This is a genomic window from Algoriphagus marincola DSM 16067, from assembly GCF_000429405.1.
Lineage (GTDB): Bacteria > Bacteroidota > Bacteroidia > Cytophagales > Cyclobacteriaceae > Algoriphagus > Algoriphagus marincola.
On sequence record NZ_AUBU01000002.1, the window covers coordinates 23,269 to 44,829 of the forward strand.

A 21,561-nucleotide genomic window follows, 5' to 3' on the forward strand; every position below is an offset into this window, starting at 1 on the left:
ATGTACGGAAATTTTTGGGAAAATCTTAAGAACGCCTTCAAGCATGGAGACAACAGCCTTTACAAGCTGATCGCCATCAATCTCATCGTTTGGGCAGTATTTATGGTATTGCGCGTAGTGATGACCATCGGTGGAATCGGGGATACTTATGGCTCGCTGATTTCCTGGTTTATGATGCCGGCCTCTTTACCCAAATTGGCCATTCAGCCTTGGAGTATTTTTACCTACATGTTTTTGCATGAGGGGATTTTTCACATCCTGTTCAATATGCTATTTCTCTACTGGTTCGGTTTGCTGATTCATCAGTACCTAGGTAGTAGAAAACTCGCAAACCTCTACATTTTGGGTGGTTTGGCAGGTGGTCTTTTCTATTTGTTGATCTATAATTTGGCTCCCTATTTCAGCAATTCTGTTGATTCCTCCATGATGCTAGGTGCAAGTGCGGGAGTTTTCGCTATTGTCGTTGGTGCTGCTACTTTGTCACCCAATACCACCTTTTTCCTGATCCTACTCGGACCGGTGAAGATCAAGTACATCGCGATTTTCTACGTGGTGTTGTCCTTTGCCAATAGTGCAGGAGCAAATGCCGGTGGAGAACTGGCGCATCTGGGTGGAGCCTTGATGGGATTTTTATATGTAACCCAGCTCCGAAAAGGAAATGACTGGGGAGTGCCGATTCAGAAGGTTGGAATTTTCTTTGAAAACCTTTTTGGGTCCAACCGCCCTCGAGTAAAAGTCAGTTTCCGCAAAACGCAAAACAAAAGTGGTAGCTTCAGTTCATTTAATAAGTCTGCAAGCAGTAGTAAGACTACGCCTGTAAAAGGTGGCTCGGAGGCTACGCAGGAAGAAATCGACCGAATTCTAGACAAGATTGCTGACAAAGGCTATGATGCCCTGTCAAAGGATGAGAAGCGCAAATTATTTGAGTTCAGCAAAAAGTAATCAGAGCGGAAAAGCCAATCCAACCCGAAATCCCAATTCCCTTCTGTTTTGACTTTGGAATTTGAATTCGGTACTTAACCCTACCCAATCTACAATAGCAATGTAGGCACCCACACCCATGTTGGCACCATTGAATGTCCTCCTCACTCCGGGATCTCCAGGCTGGGTATTTTCCCAATCTTGACTGTATCCTGCCATGAAGTAGAGTTGGGATGGCCCTTCAGAAACATAGTAGCGTAGATCAAAACTGAAGTTTGTTCGATTTCCTATGTTGGGAAAATGATAGGTAAAGCTGGGCATTAAGGCAAAGTGCTCCAAGAAAAAATACTCTACACCCCCACCTATTCCAAACTCTTGCCATCGAAGGCCATAGGTTCCAAAAGCGTGAACCCGAGCATCTCCTTGCTCCTGTGTTTGGGAGTAGGAGGGCAGTGCCATTAGTAGACCCAAAAAACAAATCACCAAAGCCTTCTTCATAGTCAATCGTTTATGCTGAGAAATTAGAGGGCTTTGGTGAAGAAAACAATATTCTTATTCGAAAATTTTTGAGAACAGTCCTATTCGACCGCTTTCATCCATTCCTTCCACGATGATCAGTTGTCGTTTTGCCTGATCGGTATTGTAGTACTCCATGGAGATTTTGCCGGACTCGCCCACATTCACCAGCGGATTCCAGTAAATGGTGGCCCGTTGATCAGTGAGAGCCGTTTCCATGGATTTTTCAGAGTAATCAGGCTGATAAAACTCCCGGGCAATAGAGTAGCCACCGTAGGTCGTGACTAGGGTTCCACCCACACTTGGGGTGAATCCAGCTCCCTGTTTGGTATATACAGCAATTACTCCGTTGGCTCCTTGAGCACCAAAAATGGCCGCTCTCGCCGGATCCTTGAAGACATCCACACTTGCCACATCCCGAGGGCTAATCTGAAGTAGAGTTGCTGCATCCACAGGGATATTGTCCAAAAGGAATAGCGGTGTAGTGCCTGAGTTCACCGAACCCACACCTCGGATAGTAACAGCTACGTCCAAACCGCTGACGAAAACCTGTACCCCGGAGACCCGACCTTGAATCAGTTGAAAAACATTGGTGAAGCCGACCGATGAAGGGATCTTGTCAGGAGTGATAGTCACATCACCACTTCCATAGATCTTGCGAACTTCCTCTTCTTCCCGCTCGATGGTTTGTCCTTCTACTGTGACCTCTTCCAAATCCACTAAATCTGGGTCTTCGTTCATTTGTTTCATCAGATTTCGAGCCTGAAAACTCTCAGCCAATCCCTCAGGCCATTGGATTTCCTTGACATATTCACCTGTGATTTTTGAGAAAACCGGCTCTGGACGAATCACCTCGACATCAATAAAGGTTTTTAATCTGTTGTCTTCGGCGGTGATGGTCACCTTGGCAGAGTCCTGATAAACCAAATCCCTAAAAATAAACCGACCGTTGGGTCCATACTCAGAGGTGACGATTTCGATTCCTTCGCCGACTAGTGCCGTGATTTTTCCTCCAGCCAGACCTTTTCGGGTATCTTCTTGATCGGTGATTTGACCTTCGATATTGATTCCCCGCTCGATGAAATAGTCAACTTTTGGGATTTCCTGTTCCAAAACCTCCTCCCAAGTAAATCGTCTCCAGCCATGGGTCAACATGACCAAATCCATCGCGGCTAAGGTTTCTGGTGAATTGTCCTTGAAATAATAACCTGGTAAATAAATTTTGCCTGGAAGGTCCGAACTCAAGAGGAGTTGAGATGCAATCGTACCGTAAATATCACGCTCGTCTTCTACCTGATCAGCATCCAGAACAGCTATCGAAAAGGTACCGGGTTGGACCTGTCCATTTAATGAATTTTGAAGCTCTAAGCTGAGTTTTTCCCGAGGTTGCATTGACCCCTTCATACTCAGGCTAAGATCAAGGTAGTCTTCGGGATGGATAAATATAAGTCGCTCTAAAAGTGGTTTTCCAGTAGCATCCAAAATACTGATCTGATTGATACCTGCGATCAGATTTTCTTTCGGAATTCGTACACCCCAAACGCCATTGTTGAGTCCACCTTGAATCATGTAATTCACAATCCCACGAGTCTGACTCACCAAAAGCAGTCCCTCTGCCGGGATATTGCCTTGCACAAATGCCGTCACGTAGCTTGCTTCAGGATTGTTTACTACCTGGAGCACCATGCCATTTTCAAGTGGCTCCGGAAGGGGAATAGTTCTACTCTCTTGTGTTTTGGGATCTGTTAATACAGCCTGATACTCCTTTTTAGTAGGGGTCAATTCAAATTTCCCCAAACCGGCAAAATTGCTTTCAAAAGCTACTTCCTCCCCTGAAATCTCTCCTTGGAGTTGATAGGGTTCGCCATTAGGTGCCACAGCCCGAAATGCTATAGTTGACTTTTTCCCAATCAGCCAATTACCACCTTCTGGGAGGAATTGAATGTCTGCCAAACTTAAGCTGTATGGCAATCCTAGTTTTTTGCTTACAGGATAGTTTTCATTTTCCATGAAAATCAATTCAGCATGGAGCCTTTCATAGGGCTCTTCAGGAATTGAAAAAGAGAAAGAAGCCTGTCCGTCGGCATTGAGAAGTAAGTCTTGCTTGTACAACTGCTCTCCGGACCCGAAAATCAGAAGCTCGACTGATTCTGAAGAAAGGGGATTCCCCTTATCGTTGATTGCTGTCAACTCAGATTGATAGCTTACTTTTCCTCCTGCGGTGGTGATTTGCTTGATTTCAAGGTTTGGAAGAAAGCTCCCCGCATCTCCATCAATGACCTGAAGGCTTGTGTTGAAGAAAAACTCTTCTCCGAAATTCCGCATCCAAGCCGTGTAGGCTTTGACTTGATAGGTTCCTGCCTTTCCAAATCGAGGCAAAGAAAAATCCCCTTTTCCGCGTCCATTCTCCAATTGTACGATGCGTTGCTCCAGTAATAAGCCGTCACCGTCAAAAAGGTCTACATAAAGCGTGGCACTGAGAGGGGATAGAATCTGCGAACTTCCAGCTACCAAATAGGCACTGAACCAAACATCCTCTCCAAGTGTGTAGGTGTGTTTGTCGAAATGCAAGTGAGCCTTTTCAGGTGGACTTTCTTTTTGGTAAGTGTCAAAAAAGGATTGGATTTGACTTGGTAGTCCTTCTTGCGCAAAGCCTGAGAGACCAAAAGAAAAAAGAATAATGGCCCCAATAATTATTTTTCGCATAAAAAGAGTTGGTTTAGTACTATCTGTATTTTGACGAAAAGAAAACCTTTTGGTTTAATCTTAAGAGATCGTAATAAAACTAAATAATCAGCAAATTTAAAAGTGAAAAAATCTTAATTATTGGATTAGGTCTGCTACTTCATTTTTGTTGGCTAGTTGTCCGCAAGCAGCATCGATGTCCTGACCTCTGGATTTGCGTACTTTTGCTACGATACCATTTTGCTCTAAGATGCGGACATAGAGATCCACGGCTTCCTGCTTTGCCTGTCGGAATTCACCCTCATCGATGGGATTGTACTGGATGATATTGACTTTGGATGGGATGATCTTACAAAACTTGGCCAAAGCCCTCGCATGCCGCTCATCATCATTGATGCCTTCCCAGATGACATATTCGTAGGTGACTTTTCGCTTAGTTTTTTGGTACCAATATTTTAAGGCTTCCGCTAGATCTTCCAAAGGGCTGGAATCATTGATCGGCATCAGTCGGGAGCGCGTTTCATTGATGGCGGAGTGTAGAGAGATCGCTAAGTTGAATCGGACTTCATCATCTGCCAGTTTCTTGATCATTTTGGGGATACCTACGGTCGAGAGGGTAATCCGTCTCGGTGCCATTCCCAAGCCTTCCGGAGCGGTGATTTTTTCGATGGCAGAAAGTACATTGTTGTAGTTCAGCAAAGGCTCTCCCATTCCCATAAATACAATATTGGTCAATGGACGCTGAAAGTAGGTTTCTGCTTCATCTTTGATAGCTACGACCTGATCATAGATTTCGTCAGGGTTTAGATTCCGCATGCGCTTGAGTCGGGCAGTAGCGCAGAAGTTGCAATCTAGGCTACAGCCGACTTGGGAAGAAACACAGGCAGTAATCCGCTTGGAAGTAGGGATCAAAACAGACTCGACGATTTTATTATCGTAGAGTTTGACGGCATTTTTGATCGTGCCATCCTGGGAGTGCTGCATGAGATCGACTAAGATGTGATTGATTTCAAAATGCTTTTTGAGCATCTCACGAGTAGCGAGGGAAATATTGGTCATTTCGTCGAAGTTTTTCAGCGACTTGTTCCAAAGCCATTCGTAGACCTGTTTGGCCCGAAACTTCTTATCTCCCACAGATAGGAAAAACTCCTCCAGCTCTTCCAAGCTCAGTTTTCGTATGTCCCTTTTTTGGATCTCTTCCATGCTGCAAAGGTACGGATTTGATTGGTTAGATTTTTCTTTTCTAAAAAGCTGAAAATAAAGCCTTCAAATCTTTCGAAAATGATTTATTTATCTGCCTAGTTTTTAACTTTGATCTCTCAGACCAAAAGTCCTTCCAGTTTTGAAAATACAGATCATCAACGGACCCAATCTCAACCTCCTGGGAAAGCGCGAGCCTGAAGTTTACGGCAGCACATCATTCGGAGAATATTTCGAGGAGCTGAAAAGGCAATTTCCTCATATCGATCTACACTACTTTCAGAGCAATGTGGAGGGGGAGTTGATCAATAAAATTCATGAAGTGGGCTTTGATTTTGATGCCATTTTGCTGAATGCAGGTGGCTACACCCATACCTCGGTAGCCATCTCCGATGCCATTGCCGGGGTGACTACTCCTGTGCTGGAAGTTCATATCTCCAATATTTACAAGCGCGAGGAGTTTCGTCATAAAAGTATCATCTCCCAGGCCTGTGTCGGAATGATTTCTGGATTGGGTCTGAAGGGCTACGAATTGGGCATCCGTTATTTTCTATAAATTCTCTTACTTATGCTAACTTTCTCAGCAGGACCTTCCAAGGTTTACGATTCCATGCCTCAATATTTACAGGATGCTTATGAAGAAGGTATCCTGAGTGCCAATCACCGGAGTGCAGCTTTTATGAATCTCTATCGGGAAGTTCATCAGCTCTTCTGTGAAAAGCTACACATGCCTGAGGATTATCAGCTGCTATTTACATCCTCAGCAACCGAAAACTGGGAAATAATAACGCAGTCCATTGTAGAATCTGCGAGCTATCATATTTACTCGGGATCTTTTGGGAAGAAGTGGATCAACTTTGCCCAGCATATCAATCCCGAAACGGAAGGGCTAAAAATCGAGGCTGATCAAGCCATTGATGTGGCTAATTTGAATATAGCGGAGAAGTTTGACCTGATTGCGATCACCCAAAATGAAACCTCCAATGCGACGCAAGTTCCGATGGAAGTCTTGGAGGAAATACGAGATAAATATCCCGAAAAGCTTATAGCGGTTGATACGACCTCTAGTATGGGGGGAATAGCTTTGAATTTTAGTCTGGGGGACATTTGGTACGCTTCCGTTCAAAAATGCTTCGGAATGCCGGCTGGTCTGGGAGTATTAATCTTGTCTCCCCGAGCCGTGGAGCAGACGGAGCGAAAGGGTGAAAAAGGTCGATACAACAGCCTGAATTTCATGTTGGAAAATGCCCGCTCATTCCAAACACATTACACGCCCAATGTCTTGGGAATCTACTTGCTGAAGCGGGTTTTACAGGATATTCCTGAAATCCAGCATATTTCCAGTAGACTCAATGATCGCATGCACCAGCTCGAGCAGTGCATCATTCAGACATCAAATTTGAGATTGTTGGTTTCCAATTCGGAAACCCGAAGCAAGACCGTTTTGGGTGTGACTGGAACAGAAAGCCTTATCAGCGAAGTGAAAAAAGCAGCTGAAGCAGAGGGAATGCAATTGGGAAGTGGCTATGGCCCATTGAAACCCACCTCTTTTCGGATCGCTAATTTCCCTGCTATTACGGATGAGGAAATGAATAAGCTAATGAGTTTCTTGCGTAAATATTAATTCTTTAATATTTTCCTGAATGAATTTTGAGGGAATTCCAAATAGGTCATCGGAAGTAAAGAAATGGGAACGAATATTATTCCTTCCAATTCTTCCGCTACTAGTTATCTCTATAGCGCTAGGATGGAACGTTTTGTTATTGGTACTATTTGGCTTTACTATTTTGACCCAGGGATTCATCTATAATCTTTATCGTAAGGAAGGAAGGGGAAAGGAATTCCTAGTCCGGATGAGTATTCCTTTACTTGCTACCTTGGTGATTCTAGCGTTTTTTGGATTTGAGTACTTTTTCAAGAACTGATTCTTAGGCTAGAATTAGATGAACTCAGGTTTTCCCTCTGAGTAATAATTTCATAATCCGGCCTTCTTTCTTTTCCGGCAAAGAAATGTCTACTTTTGCGGCATGATTGACCTCAAGCAAATACTGTCGGTTTCATTGATCCTCTTTTCGGTGATAGATATACTCGGATCTATACCGATCATCATCAATTTGCGTAAAAAAGCCGGACACATTCAGTCCGAAAAAGCCACCCTGGCGGCAGGTGTCTTGATGATTCTTTTTCTTCTGGGAGGAAAAACCATCTTATCCCTCTTTGGTATCGGGGTAGAGGACTTCGCCATCGCTGGTGCTTTGATCATTTTTGCTTTGGGGGCTGAGATGATTTTGGGAATTGAGCTTTTTAAGCCGGATCCAGAAGCTTCCACAGGGGCATCTATTGTTCCTATTGCCTTCCCTTTGATAGCCGGTGCTGGTACTTTGACCACTATCTTGACTTTGAAGGCCGAGTTTGATCAGGTAAATATCGCCATCGGGATTGTCCTGAATTTGATCTTGGTTTATGTGGTATTGAAAAGTACCTCTTGGCTGGAGCGTAAACTTGGCAAAACAGGCCTGGATGTACTCAGAAGGATCTTTGGGATTATTTTGCTTTCCATCGCTGTGAAAATTTTCAAAAGCAATGCCTTCCCCATGGAAATTGTCTAACAGGGCAAATTCCCTTTCTTTACATCATGATTACCATTTACACAGATGGAGCTGCCAAAGGCAATCCGGGTCCCGGTGGCTATGGAGCGGTTCTGAAGTTTAATAAGCACCGAAAAGAGCTTTCCGAAGGGTTTCGCCTGACCACCAACAATCGCATGGAGCTTTTGGCAGTGATCCGAGCTTTGCAGGAGTTAAAGCTTACGGGAATTCCCGTGACGATCTACTCAGATAGCAAGTATGTCGTGGATGCTGTCGAAAAAGGTTGGCTTTGGGGGTGGCAGAAAAAGGGCTTTAAGGACAAAAAAAACCCTGATCTCTGGCTTCGGTACATTCCGCTTCATCTGAAGTATAAGCCCAAGTTTGTCTGGGTGAAAGGCCATGCGGGAAATATAGAAAATGAGCGATGCGATCAGCTAGCGGTAGAAGCTGCGGAAGGTCCAGACTTCAAGGTAGATCAAGGCTATGAGTCAGGAAAGTAATTCCCCAATCCTGAATTATCCCATATCCAAGTTTATTTTACCAGTATAAACTTTTATTTACAGCCAATATAAACTCTAGGCTTGCAAGTCCTCCATTGTCACCAATGGTATGTCTTTTCGATTGATATCTTTCAGAGCTTGATACTCAGCTTGTGGATATACCCAGCCTTCATCAGTCAATTCATAGAGAAGTGGCGCTAAATTTTGGACAGCAGCTTTACAGCCTTGAACGATTGCACCCATTTTTCCGGTTTGTTTGGATAGAACTGCTTCATTTTCTATTTCAAAAGGTCCTGAAAAGCCTTTTTCCTTCAAAACATTTACAAAAGCCCGCCAGTCCAAATGATCACCCAGACCAAATCCTGGAAGCGTAGCCTCATAATGATGTCTGTCCCAAGGATTGGAGCTGGATGGGATTCCGGCCTTTTTGGCCCAATCTTCAGGAATCTGATGCATGGGATACATATTACCCCAGAAAGGATCAGGGTTGTTGCGGGTGGATTTGACATGGATACGCTTCAGGCGACTCAAATCCGTATTTTTGATCACTTCCACAGGATCTGTGTGCTGCCAGATATCGTGGGAAGGGTCGTAGATTTCCCCATGATTCTTGGCAGGAATCAATTCATACATGAGTTTACGTGCTGCTAGTACCCCAGGCAAGTTGTTGTAAGTACTAAACTGACCTGAACTTCTCCAGCCTTCCATTGGGCAGTTCTCATAGAGTATGCTGACTCCTAAGTCGGCTGCATATTGAATAATTGGAGAAAAGATCTTTTGATATTCAAGTAGATTCTTTTCAAACCCACCTTCTTGATTTCCCAATTCATGATTGTAACCGACAAAAGTGCCAACTTTCACATCATTCTCATCCCCTCCGAGGAGGTGGGCCATTCGGATGAGTCGGAGTAAATGGTTCTGATTTTTGACACGCTGAATGGGATCACCTCCGATCAAATTTTCAAAGGCTCCGATCGAAAGACGAAGAGAAGCTTGGTTGAATTGCTCAATAATCCGATGAGCATCTTCAGGGCCAAAACTTTCATAGTCCAAGTGTGTGGCTACAAAATCATCCCTTGTGCCATCCCTTCGAAAGACGCAAAGGTCCAAGCCCTGCACGCCAATTTCAGTTGCTTTGGTGATAGTTTGCTCCAAATTCAGCTGATCGAAAGCTGAAGTCATGATCCATATCGGATTAGCCATTTGTCTTTAGGTTTTTTGGGTAAAAAAAACAGCCCTTTCGGGCTGCTTAAATTAATTGTTTTCTGCTAAATTTTTTGGCTTGGTGCTGATTCGTTTCCAGATCAACTCACCCACTTGTCTTCCTTGCCATACTCCCTCCTCAATAGCAGGCATGTAGTGAATACCGCCATACAATCTGGAAATCGCTGCTTCGGAAGAGGCTTCCAAAAATGAATCATATTCTCTAACAGGAAGCCCATAATTTACCTCTGAACTGTCCACAAAATGAAATTCCTCACCAAAGATCTGAGTCAAGGTATAGGCAGCAGCGGTGGAGGCGACGCTATGTCCGCTGGTATGCTCAGGAAATGGAGGTGTCTGTAGAATAGGCAACCATTCTTCATCAATGTATTGATTGATGTATGTTTCTGGGCGAATTAAAACGCTTCGATATTTCTCATCCCAGCAAGCCACAAAGGCATCATGCAGGGATACTCCGGTCAAAGCCAAGGCTTCGGCGGTCTTTTTCCAATCTGCATTTGCGGTTTTGGAAGCGATGGCAGCAATACTCATCCAATGCCCTCCGGGAGTAATCTTTTTCTCGGCAAACATCACGTGACCTTTGACATTCATCTTGTATGGATTACAATCCCAAAACATCGCAATATCTAATTCTTCCTGCTTGGCTTTATTTACTGTTTCATAGACTTCGTAAGCCAGTTTATAAAATTCTGAATTTGGATCTGTGGAAAAAGGTGGGGGAGGAGATACCTTAAATTGAGCAGCTGAATCGATCACAAATGTTCTGATCTTATTCCAATGGGGTTCGATTCCCTCCATATATGCAGGAGGTGTAGGTTCCCAGGTACCCGGAAGATTTGTTACCGTGTATTTTGGGAATGAGCGGCTTTCGTGGTAATTGTCTTTTTTGGAATAAGCAATCACAGCATCTGCAACCTCTTGACCAAACTCCAAAGATGCTTCAAATACATCATCCGGGATTCCTTTTTCCCGTAATTCTTCATAAATCCCATCCCGATGGGCATTGACCATGTCCTCCGAGAAAATGAGTGCCGTCCCTGTTGTGTAATAGGCTGCCAAAGAGGCAAGTGGTGGGTAGACTTTTTCTGGAATGGTAAAACTCACTGATTCGGAACCCTTCAACTGCCCCAAAAGAGACTGGTAGGCAGGGTCTGAGGCTGCAGCAACTTCGTAAGCTGCCAAGGATGAATAGGAGTAGATCCGAGCTGCCACCGGAGGGGAGAAAATATCATGAATGATCACCTCTGTGATCCGGTCTTGTGCTCTGGAAATATAGCTTCCATCTGTGATGACCTGACTGTAATCTACAGGCTCTTGGCAGGAAACAGTAATCAGGAAAATGGATAAGATAAGTAGACGTATGCTACGCATAATCGGGTAATTTTAATCTATTAAAGCTTTGATTTTTTCGTCGTGGAGTTAATCAACTCCCTGTTACTTTGTACGATAGGGACAAAGCTAGGTTAATTTATGAAAACAGCCTATGATATTTATCATTCCTGTATTTGTTCTAGGGGATAAATGGGGCCATTATGCGTCAATGCAAATACCTGTTTCTTGATCTCAAACAAAGCTCTCACCTCTGCATGAAGGGGTAGATTTTCATCTAATTCGACCTTTTTCCATTGGTTCTCCTCCCATTTCCATGCAGAAAGGGAAGATGCAGTTGCTTTTCCCAAATCCACTCGGTATCCTGAGAAATTACCTCCCAAAATTAGGGTTTTGGTATCCTCGTTCCAATGGATGGCAAATATCGGGCTTAGCTGAGCTTCCCAAGGAAATGGTTCAAATGTAAAGCTTCCGTCTTGGTTTTGAAAGTAAACACCCGAACGGAATTCCACCGCTTTTTTGGGTGTCACTTGGTCAAGGGTATTTTCAGGGAAAAGGTCCTCGGGACTTTTAATTTGGGCATATTCCTGATAGTTCGGATGCTTACGTTTGATTCCGGGTATTTGCTTGATCAAGTCATCCCGGGTAGCAAATGGTACCAATTTTTCACCCATAAAATGAAAGATTAGCGGATCTGCCTGCCCATTTTCGTCGAAATCATGGTGATAGAGATAGACTGGTTTTTCCGGGCTGGCTTTTAGCTTGGAGTTCAATCCCAAATTTCCGGTGAGAATGTCCAAAAGACCATCTCCATTAATGTCTGCTAGCTGTAGGTCATTGATCCATCCGGACGAATTCTCCAAACCCTCAGGGAAAAATTCTACGAGCTTGCCATCAGTTTTCTTGAAAACACGGACTTTTTGCCATTCCCCTGAAAGTAGGAGTTCATCAGTCCCATCCTGATCCAAATCGTTCCACTTGGCTGAATTGACCATTCCGAAATCAATATCTTCTCCAAACCATTCTTCGGTTTGCTCTCGAAATTGTCCATTTCCATTATTGATTAGCAGGTAGCTTTTGGGGCTTGCTCCATAATCACCTGCCACATTAGAAGCTCCGATAAAGAGGTCTAAGGCACCATCCCCATTTACATCTGAGGGTGCTATCGCTGCCGTATTTTCGCCGATTGGAGGCAAAGCATTCGGGAAGAAAGTAAACTGACCGGTACCATTGCCCAAAAACACCCGATCAAAAAGAAATAGATTTCCTTGCTCGAGTTCATTTCCCCCACTTGCTACGTAGAGATCTAATGCACCATCTCCATTCAAGTCAGCAAAAGTGGCAACGATATCTTCTGCCCGGGCCAATTGGTTGAAGGTTGGGTTTTCAATTTTTTCAAATGATCCATCTGCCTGTTGCAAATGCAATTCTCCAGCCTGATCCTTAGCACCTCCCAAATACACATCCTCCAGCCCATCTCCATTCACATCTGCTACCGCTACTGCGGGTCCAGAAATGGCATAACTTCTTGGGATGAGGTATTCCCTATCACTCTCTTTGATGCTGTTTTTTTCTTGATGTATCCAGTTGAAGGGACTTTCAGGCAGAATTTCCTCCTCAACTGTCAGTTTACTTTCACTTAATTCACCATTCCCTTTTTGGAGCTTTTGTAGGGTGTTTATTTGGATGTTTTTGTGGGTCTCTTGTTCTCCTTCTGGCCAACTTACTTGTACGGAGTCAATAGCGTCGATTTCGCCCAACCCAAAAGTCAGGACAGTAGACGTGCCAGATTGAAATCCTCTCGAGGTACTGAGGAATTGACGGAAAACTCTTTTTCCGGCAAAAACCTGGACTTCTGCCCCAATCCCAAATGGGTTTTTGCTGCTTGAGGAAAGACTGATTTGGACAAAATTTCTATTTAGCCTTTCACTTTGATTTTGGTAGATGAAAGCTAGTTGATCCAGATTATTGATAATGAGATCCAAATCCCCATCATTGTCCAAATCGGCATAAGTACTGCCATTGGAATAGGACTCCTGATCAAGTCCCCAGCTTGATTGTACCTGTTCAAATTTTAGATTACCCTGATTTTGAAAAGCGTAATTTGGAAGCTTAACGCTTGGGAGCATGTCGATTTGTCTTTTGCGAAGCTCCGAGAAAGTCATGTTAGGGTCAGCCTCCTGAGAATATTGGATAAAGTCCAGATCATTCGGTCTTTTGACTATACCATTGGTGATGTGGATGTCCATCAAGCCATCATTGTCCATATCAAAAATTAAAGGGGACCAACTCCAGTCTGAAGCAAAAGTACCGGCATAAAGCGCAATTTCACTGAAACCCTTTTTGCCCTGATTTAGCTGAAGGTGATTTCTGACATATTGGTCTCCATAATTGAACTGCTTTTTGATCGAGTAAACCTCTACTTTGTCCTCCCCAACTGATTTCATCCAGATTTCCGGGTCTTCCGGTAGCATATCGGTGGTTATGATATCGGGCCTTCCATCTCCATTGAGATCGGCGGCATCATTTCCCATGGAATAGCGAGAAGTGTTGGCAATCAGAGATTCAAGGGATTCTTTAAAAGTCCCGTCTTGCTGATTTAGGTAGAGGTAATCGTTTTCTGTAAAATCATTCGAAACGTAAAGGTCCGGCCAGCCATCTCCATTGAAATCCTCGACAGCTACACCCAGGCCAAAGCCTAGAATACTAGAGTAAATTCCGGCAGACTCAGTGACATCCACAAAGCGATCTTCTCCTTCTACGGATAAGTTTTTCAATAGTCGATCTCCCCCTTCATCTGCTTTATATCGGTTTTCTGATTGGGCAAAAACCTCCGGGGACTTCACACCATGATTCAGCAAGTAAAGGTCGAGGTCTCCATCTCTGTCAAAATCAAAAAATGCCGCATGAGTCCCAAACCCTTTGAAATCAACCCCGTATTGCCCTGATTTTTCTTCAAATGTCAGATTTCCTTGATTGATGAGAAGTCGGTTATGACCTTGGATCCCCTTGTAATCACCCACTTGGCTGATATAAATGTCCAAAAAGCCATCTCCATTTACATCACCGAAAATGACCCCATTGGACCAGCCTTTGACAGATTGAACTCCTGAGGATTCACTGATATCTTCAAACTGAAGATTGCCCTTATTTAGGTACAGCTTGTTGGGAACCTGATTTCCCGTAAAAAATAAATCTACCAGACCATCATTATTAATGTCTCCAGCTGCAACTCCTCCTCCATTGTAGAAATAGAGGTACTCCAGGATATTCAATGAGTCCGTGGATTGAAGTGAATTTTCAAATGTTACACCGGACTTCTCTGCAGGAATGAGCTCAAAGAGGCTTTTCTCTTTTTTTCTTTTTTCACATGAATAAAAAGAGAGTGATAGGCCGAGAATACCGAGAATTAATCTGCTTTTGATTCTACTCCTCATACTTCCAAATTTCTGCCGCCGCGTTGTTTTTGATTACTAGCAGCCTTGAATCACTTAGCCATTTGAAATGACGAACTTCTCCCTGCAATTGCATCGAATGAATGCGATTAGGAATAAAGCGGAACGTTCCATCCCCATTCCCAAGCAGCACTTCACCATAGCTGGCATCCGATTTTCCGATTTCGGGTTTGATCCCATAAAGATTTCCTCCTAAGATCAGATCCAGAATACCATCACCGTCCAGATCAGCTGTTTCAATCGCAAAAATCATGGACCGCTGTGCTTCAATCGGGAGGGATTTCCATTCAAATTTCCCTGACCCTTGATTCATCAATACCCCTGATTCCAAATGATTGACTTCGCTGATAATGGATTTTCCGATGGTTTCTTGATCAAAAATCTGCTCCAGCGTTTGATTATTGTAATTGCTGTAGCGGATGTATTTCTTTTTGATACTTGGGACCTGCTTTTCCAGTTCGTGTTTGAGCGTGTATGGAATAGCGACTCCGTTTCGGACGGTGGTGAAAAGCTGCTCAATGGAGCCGTTTTGATCAAAATCATTTAAGTACAAGCGGACAGGCTGTTCCTCAGATGCTTTGAATCGGGTATTTAGCCCTTGATTTCCTAAAATCAAATCCGGTTTTTGATCCTTGTTGAGGTCAGCTACTTTGAGACTTCGGTACCAGCCTTTTTTGCTTTCCATTTCAGGCATGCTGATTTTTTCCAGCTTTCCACCGGTATTTCTGAAAAAGGTTGGGGCCATCCAATCTCCAACTAGGACCAAATCTTCCTTTCCATCTCCATCCCAGTCAAGCTTGGCAGCATCGGTGACCATGCCGATTTCTAGCAGTTCTGGTGCATAGTTTTGTGTTTGTTCGGTGAATCGCCCGCTTCCATCATTGATCCAAATATGACTGCTGGCAGGAGCGCCATAAACGAAAGGAACCAAACGGTCACCGATAAACAAGTCCATTGCACCATCTTCATTGATGTCTATCGGGACGACTACTGAGCTGCTGCCACGAAGGCTTTGCAAGCCACTGTTTTCGGATTTGGTGAAATTTCCCTTGCCGTCATTTAGGTAAAGTCGGTCAGCAAGATCTAGGGCATTTAGCGGGAATTCATTTCCTCCGGAGCTTACAAAGAGATCCAAAGATCCATCTCCATTGGCGTCGAAAAATACCGCATCGGTATCCTCTGAATTTTTATCTCCTTCGAAGGCTTCCTGCGAACTGAATTTAAACTTGCCGGTAGAAGTGCCTAAGAAAATCTGTCCTGCTGCATCCTTTGATCCTCCAAAGTAAAAGTCCTCCAGCCCATCTCCATTCACATCGGCTGTGGCCATGGCCGGCCCCTCGGTAGAAAACAGGTGATACGTCAATCTATCCCGATCAAAATCCACGAAGATGTTTTCCCGGTGCTCGAAGGCGAGCTGATCTTTATTCTCTTTTTTGAAAGTCCCAAAATCAGAATCAGAAGAAGGACGCTCAATGGCTTCTTTTGCATCCTCCCATTTCAGGGAAATTAATTGGTTGACGTCTTGATCCTTGAGGATGGTTTCCCTGTTGTCAGGCCAAGTGATGCGGATTTCATCAAGTTTGATTATGCTTCCAAGTCCGATCGTGATTTTTGGGTCGACAGAGGATTGAAAGCCCCGATTGGGCATTTGCTCCTGATAGAAAATCTCCTCTCCAGCCTTGATTTGAATTTGAGTTCCAATCGCATAGGTGTTTTTACCTTTTCCTTCTAGCTGGATTTGCAAGTTGTTTTTTTCGCTCAACAAACTGTCGGCCTGATTGATGAAAAGCTGTGCAGGACGATTTACATTGTTGATGACCAAATCAGGGTATCCATCGTTGTTGAGGTCCCCATAAGCAGCTCCATTAGAATGGATGGCTTCTCCCAATCCCCAGGCATCAGCTTGATTGACAAACTTCAGGTTGCCTTGATTCTGATAGGCATAGTTTGGAACTGGAGTGATCGGAATGGGATCTATCAATGCCCGGTAATCTACACCCTCTCCCGTAATAATTTTTACTTTAGTGTCTTCATCATCGATGAAGTTCAGGTAATCCAAGTCGGTAATATCTTGATAAATGCCATTGGCTACGAAAAGGTCCCGCTTGCCATCGCTATCCATGTCGAAAATCAGGGCTCCCCAACTCCAATCGGTAGCTTCCACGTTGGCAAGCCGGCCGACTTCGCTAAAGCTTCCATCCCCATTGTTCAGATGGAGCATATTTCTCGAAAACTGATAATGGTAGCCGTGATTTTTATTGAATTGAAACTTATCCCAATTTTCGAAAGTGGTTACCTGCTTCAGTCTCTCCAAGGGTTCAGGGAGCATATCTGTGACAAAAATGTCCAATAAGCCATCTCCGTTTATATCTGCAATATCCGCACCCATGGAAGCCGCGGAAATGGATCGCATAGAGGACTCCAAAGATTCAGTGAAGGTTCCGTCCTGATTGTTGATGTATAGATAGTCCTTTTCAAAAAAATCATTGGAGATGAAAATGTCCGGCCAAGTATCCTGATTCACATCTCCGATCGTGATGCCTAGCCCAAAACCAATAATCGATCCGTAAATTCCCGCCTCTTCGCTGACATCTGTGAAGCTTTCCCCATCATTTCGGAAGAGCTTGTCACCACCAACCGGGTCTCGCTTGGGGCGCTCATTTTGCATTTTATTGAAGCTACCAATGGCCTGATAGCTATTGTTTAGAAGGTAGACGTCTAGGTCACCATCCTTGTCATAGTCGAAAAACACGGCGTGCGTAGAAAACCCCTCATCAGCTAGGCCATATTTTTCGGCCTCTTCTGAGAAATTCCCATTACCCTGATTGATGAAAAGCTCATTTTGCTTATTGTCGCCGGAAATATCCCCGGAGTTGCAAACATAGATATCCAGCAGTCCATCACCGTTCACATCAGCCATCGCGACACCTGTAGACCATGCACGGGTCCCGGCAACTCCTGCCTGCTCCGTGACATCCTCAAATTTTAAATTTCCTCGGTTTAGATAAAGTTTGTTCGGTCCCAGGTTGGCGGTGAGGTAGATGTCGAGTAGTCCGTCTTGATTGACATCCCCTAGAGCTACTCCACCTCCGTTGTAATAATTTCTGTAAGTGAAAATATTGAAATCCTCGTCAAAGGATAGGTCATTGCTAAAGTTTACTCCAGAGACTGCGGGGTCTAATTCCTGAAAAAGAGTGGGAGCCTTCTCCTCCTTTTGCTTACAGGAAAAAGCCAAGATTAAACTGAGTGCTATGTAAGAGTAATTTCTCATTCGTTTTCTTCTAGGCTTTTCAAAATGTTTAAGTCGGCTATCTCAGCCCTTACTACGGAGAGGCTTTTTTTGAAAACCCGAACTCTGCGATTACCATCGATTTTCACAAAGGCTATCAGACTTCGATCTTCATTACTGACTTCAAAGAATCCAGGTCCGTACCACTCTTCAAATTGAGCTACGACATCTTCTCGGAGGTTTTCCACGCTTAGCTCTTCATTCCATGGAGCCCATCCCTCATAGGTGAATTCCACCGGCATCAGGTAGATCTTATCATCTTCAAATTTGGGGTAGAACCGCATTTTAGCTTCTTTTCCGGAAGGTAGGGTTACATTGTATTCAACGGAAAGCTCGGTGGGGCCATTGCTCAGCACTCCTTTTTTATTCCAATCCCAACAAGTCTGGAAGAAGTCCTTTCTTACCATTCCTAATTCCAAATCCAGAAAGAGCTCATTATTGATCTCGCCTGAGGAAAGTTCCTCTTGCTCTATTTTTTGATATTCGCTTTGGCAAGAAATCAAACTCGATAGCATGGTACAGCTAAGGACGAATCTTAAATAGAACCGGTTTATCATCATTTTTACTTACGATTAAATATTGATTGTTTTGGATGGCTAGGATATCCCGGATTTCTCCTGGAATTGCCATTCCACTTTCGACAGGCATCATAGCCTTCCATTTTCCTGAATTGTCTTTTTGTAAAACCCATCCATAGGAAGCTAGTTGCGTTCCAAGTTCTGGTTTGATACGACTCTGATTGCCTCCCAAGATGAGGTATTGGCCAGCTGCCGTCTCAAGCGAATGAATCGCAAATACCGGAGCTTGCTGTACTTCCTGCGGCAATTCTGACTTGGTAAATCGCTTCCCATTCTCATTTTTCCAAAGGGTAGTTTCCAGATTTTCAGCCTCCAAAATTAAGGAGTTTGAAAGGGAATTGGCAGGGAAAAGCTCCTCCATGCTTTTATCCTGATAGTCTGAATAGCGAACTAGGTTTTTTCGAAGTGATGGGATTTGCTTGAGTAGGGCGTTTTTCATCACCCAAGGAATTGATTTCTCCCCATCAAACTCGCAAAGAATCGGGTCCAAACTTCCATTTTGATCGAAATCATTGATATACATGCGAAGCTTTGAATGATTTTTGAAGTGAAGACGGGAATTGGTTCCACTGTTTCCTGCTAGTATTTCCGGGTATCCATCTCTATCAATATCTTTCACCAAAAGTCGATTCCAAAGACCTGTACTTTCTGCAAATCCAAATTCGGTAGTACGGTTTGATAGTTTTTCATCCAATGAAAAGATCTGAATAGCCATCCATTCTCCCGCCACAATTAGCTCGCTAATGCCATCTCCATCCAAGTCGGCCAATGCCCCATCTGTCAACATACCTAGGTTGACAATAGACTCTCCATAGGATTCGGAAATGTCTTTGAAGTTCCCTTTTCCATCATTTTCCCAAATACCCAATCCTTCCGGTACTCCATAGGCAAAAGGCTGGGCACGGTATCCAAAGATCAAGTCCTCGTCCCCATCTTGGTCCAGATCATACGAAAGGGCGAAAGCGGTGGGTCGGGAATCGAATTCTTGTTCACTTAAAATGAACTCTCCTTGTTCGTTTTGGATGAAAAGTTGATCACGATATTGAGGACTGCGAGCCGGGAATTCTATTCCTCCGGACCATGTGAGTAAATCTTGCCGTCCATCTCCGTTGGCATCGAAAAATGCAGCTCCTACGATTTCCATTTCTGGATTTTGCCCTACCAATCGCTCACTTTCTTCCTTGGTTTTTCCAGCCTGATCTATTCTGAATAGTTGGGAAGGATAGCCCTTTGCTCCCGGAAGAAAAATCAGCGATTCATCCGCTTCTGTATTGGATGCTATTCTCGGCCCTTCATTACTGATGGACCAAAACCGAAGTCTATCCCGATCGAAATCCACAAAAGGACTTTCTTGATGCTTGATACTTTCGGGAAGTGGGAGCTCTTCAAAGAGTGGAGAAACCAAGTCTTTCTGATCCTTTAAAAGCTCCTTTTCTAAAGGGGAGAGCTTTAGGTATTGATTTGCGGAAATATTTTTGAGAATAGTCTCACTCAAATCAGGCCAAATTACTTGGATTTCCTCAATGGAAGATTCATCTCCCAATCCAAAGGCCAAACGGGGATCCACAGAGGACATATACCCTTTGACTGGATGGTACTCTTGAACTTGTATTTTTGAAGGGGTCGTGACTCTTACTTTGGCTCCAAAGTATCCGCTGAGGTCCAAACCTATAAAATTGTTCTTCCCATGCTCAATGCTGGTATTTCGATAGACTCCTGCTTCATCATTGAGGTTGTTTACCACCAGATCCAAGTCTCCGTCATTATCTAGATCACCGTAGGCTGCCCCCGTACTAAAGGTCGCTTGATCCAATCCACTCGTTTCTGCCTGATTTTCAAATGACCAGTTCCCTTGGTTTTTGAACCAAAAATTGACCTGTGGATTGGAAGGAAAGGCGTCGATCATCTTGGTGACCAAAATGGAATCTGCCCGATAATCCTCGATCTTCTCCTGATTGTTCATGTAAAAATCTACGAAATCAAAGTCAGTCAGGTCCTTCACGATGCCATTGGCTACGAAAACATCTTTCAAACCATCCAAGTTGGCATCAAAGATCAGAGCTCCCCAACTCCAATCGGTAGCATGCACGCCAGCCATTCGGGCTATCTCCGTAAACAGGGGTAAATCAGAATTTGGGTTTTTCCCCAAGTTTCTTTGGAGGGTATTTCGAGTAAATTGTCGGTGGTAACCAGCCTTCAGATTAGATTGATACTTGTCCCATTCCTCAAATGGAGTTTTGGTTTTGGCACGCGCTAGATCAGCCGGAAGCATTTCAGTGACAAATATCTCGGGAAGCCCGTCATTATTGAGGTCAGCAATATCAGCTCCCATAGAACCCATGCTGATTTCGGGTAAAAGATCAGGGAGAACCTCCCGGAAAGTTCCATCTTGATTATTGAGATAGAGGTAATCCCGCTCGAAAAAGTCATTGGAAACGTATAGATCAGGCCAAAAGTCTTCGTTGAGGTCTGCGACCGTTACCCCGAGTCCATAGCCAATCACGCTACCATAAATCCCTGCTTGCTCGCTGATATCGGTGAATTTTTCTCCATCGTTTCTGAAAAGCTTATTCCCACCTTCGGGATCTCGGATTTCACGTTGCCCTTCCCTGAGATCAAATACACCCACCGAGCGGGCGGAATTACTCAGAAGGTATAAATCTAAATCTCCGTCTTTGTCAAAATCAAAAAAAACCGCATGTTGGGAGAGTCCAACTTCATCCAAGCCATATGCTTTTGCTTGATTCTCAAATTGTAGATTTCCAAGATTGATATAGAGCTCATTGGCTCGATTGGCACTGTTGAGAGGGCCAGATTTACAAAAATAAATATCGAGTAAACCGTCCTGATTCACATCTGCTAGGCTTACTCCGGTATTCCATTCATTTTGGGAAATAATCCCGGCGGAATCCGTAATGTCTTTGAATTTGAAGTTTCCTTGGTTGAGATAGATTTTGTTGGGGCTCTGATTTCCTGAGAAAACAATATCAATCAGTCCGTCATTATTTAAATCTCCTAAACCGACTCCAGCCCCATTGTAGAAGTTTCGAAAAGTATAAGGGTTAACTGACTCGGTATAGTTCAGGTCATTTCTGAATGTTATGCCTGACTCCTCAGGCTTTATTTTTTCAAAAAGTATTTGCTCGCTTTCTCCTTTTTTCTGGCAGGAGGCGAGTATGGAAAAAAGAATAAAAAGGAAAGAAGCTGACTTCTTCATGTTTGTAAAAAAAAGGAAGTGCACGAATGTACACTTCCTTTTTGATTCAAATTAATATG

14 protein-coding genes are annotated in these 21,561 nt (G+C 43.8%); 5 read left to right on the top strand and 9 right to left on the bottom strand.

The annotated features are described in order from the left end of the window. The gene (locus G457_RS0103095) at window positions 1-942 is read left to right on the top strand and encodes a rhomboid family protein (RefSeq protein WP_026945173.1); all 942 of its coding nucleotides are present in this window, start codon (window positions 1-3) and stop codon (window positions 940-942) included. On the opposite strand, the gene G457_RS0103100 is transcribed toward G457_RS0103095, so the two are convergent. The 3 genes from G457_RS0103100 to rlmN form a co-directional block, all read right to left on the bottom strand. After that, window positions 943-1,419, bottom strand: a complete 477-nt coding sequence (locus G457_RS0103100) for a porin family protein (RefSeq protein WP_035483080.1) — start codon at window positions 1,417-1,419, stop codon at window positions 943-945. Window positions 1,420-1,473: 54 nt separating this feature from the next. Beyond that, window positions 1,474-4,143 (bottom strand): TonB-dependent receptor plug domain-containing protein, encoded by a 2,670-nt coding sequence (locus G457_RS0103105; RefSeq protein WP_026945175.1) that lies wholly within the window; start codon window positions 4,141-4,143, stop codon window positions 1,474-1,476. A gap of 117 nt (window positions 4,144-4,260) precedes the next feature. Beyond that, entirely contained in the window at window positions 4,261-5,325 is a 1,065-nt protein-coding gene (gene rlmN / locus G457_RS0103110; protein WP_026945176.1) for a 23S rRNA (adenine(2503)-C(2))-methyltransferase RlmN, read from the bottom strand. Window positions 5,326-5,464: 139 nt separating this feature from the next. On the opposite strand from rlmN, the gene aroQ reads away from it, so the two are divergent. From aroQ to rnhA, 4 genes are all read left to right on the top strand, one after another. Then, window positions 5,465-5,878 carry a type II 3-dehydroquinate dehydratase gene (gene aroQ / locus G457_RS0103115; protein ID WP_026945177.1) on the top strand — a complete coding sequence of 138 codons (414 nt, stop codon included), beginning with the start codon at window positions 5,465-5,467 and terminating at the stop codon, window positions 5,876-5,878. A gap of 12 nt (window positions 5,879-5,890) precedes the next feature. After that, on the top strand, window positions 5,891-6,946 hold the full coding sequence (locus tag G457_RS0103120; protein ID WP_026945178.1) for an aminotransferase class V-fold PLP-dependent enzyme: 1,056 nt from the start codon (window positions 5,891-5,893) through the stop codon (window positions 6,944-6,946). Between the two features lie 403 nt (window positions 6,947-7,349). Further along, complete coding sequence (locus G457_RS0103130) at window positions 7,350-7,931, top strand: MarC family protein (RefSeq protein ID WP_026945180.1); 582 nt, start codon at window positions 7,350-7,352, stop codon at window positions 7,929-7,931. 26 nt (window positions 7,932-7,957) lie between these two features. Beyond that, window positions 7,958-8,410 (top strand): ribonuclease HI, encoded by a 453-nt coding sequence (gene rnhA, locus G457_RS0103135; protein WP_026945181.1) that lies wholly within the window; start codon window positions 7,958-7,960, stop codon window positions 8,408-8,410. A gap of 75 nt (window positions 8,411-8,485) precedes the next feature. Here rnhA and G457_RS0103140 read toward each other — a convergent pair whose 3' ends face one another. The 6 genes from G457_RS0103140 to G457_RS0103165 form a co-directional block, all read right to left on the bottom strand. Next, window positions 8,486-9,613, bottom strand: coding sequence for a sugar phosphate isomerase/epimerase family protein (locus tag G457_RS0103140; protein WP_026945182.1), 1,128 nt, complete (start codon window positions 9,611-9,613; stop codon window positions 8,486-8,488). A gap of 51 nt (window positions 9,614-9,664) precedes the next feature. Further along, the gene (locus G457_RS20965; RefSeq protein WP_035483084.1) at window positions 9,665-11,005 is read right to left on the bottom strand and encodes a vanadium-dependent haloperoxidase; all 1,341 of its coding nucleotides are present in this window, start codon (window positions 11,003-11,005) and stop codon (window positions 9,665-9,667) included. A 122-nt stretch (window positions 11,006-11,127) separates the two neighbouring features. Continuing rightward, window positions 11,128-14,400, bottom strand: a complete 3,273-nt coding sequence (locus G457_RS0103150; protein ID WP_026945183.1) for a VCBS repeat-containing protein — start codon at window positions 14,398-14,400, stop codon at window positions 11,128-11,130. Further along, window positions 14,390-17,689 (bottom strand): VCBS repeat-containing protein, encoded by a 3,300-nt coding sequence (locus tag G457_RS0103155; protein ID WP_026945184.1) that lies wholly within the window; start codon window positions 17,687-17,689, stop codon window positions 14,390-14,392. The genes G457_RS0103150 and G457_RS0103155 overlap by 11 nt, the downstream gene beginning before the upstream one ends. Next, complete coding sequence (locus tag G457_RS0103160) at window positions 17,686-18,267, bottom strand: hypothetical protein (RefSeq protein WP_026945185.1); 582 nt, start codon at window positions 18,265-18,267, stop codon at window positions 17,686-17,688. The genes G457_RS0103155 and G457_RS0103160 overlap by 4 nt, the downstream gene beginning before the upstream one ends. Continuing rightward, window positions 18,230-21,502 carry a VCBS repeat-containing protein gene (locus G457_RS0103165; protein ID WP_026945186.1) on the bottom strand — a complete coding sequence of 1,091 codons (3,273 nt, stop codon included), beginning with the start codon at window positions 21,500-21,502 and terminating at the stop codon, window positions 18,230-18,232. Before G457_RS0103165 ends, G457_RS0103160 begins: the two co-directional genes overlap by 38 nt. Window positions 21,503-21,561: the final 59 nt, after the last annotated feature.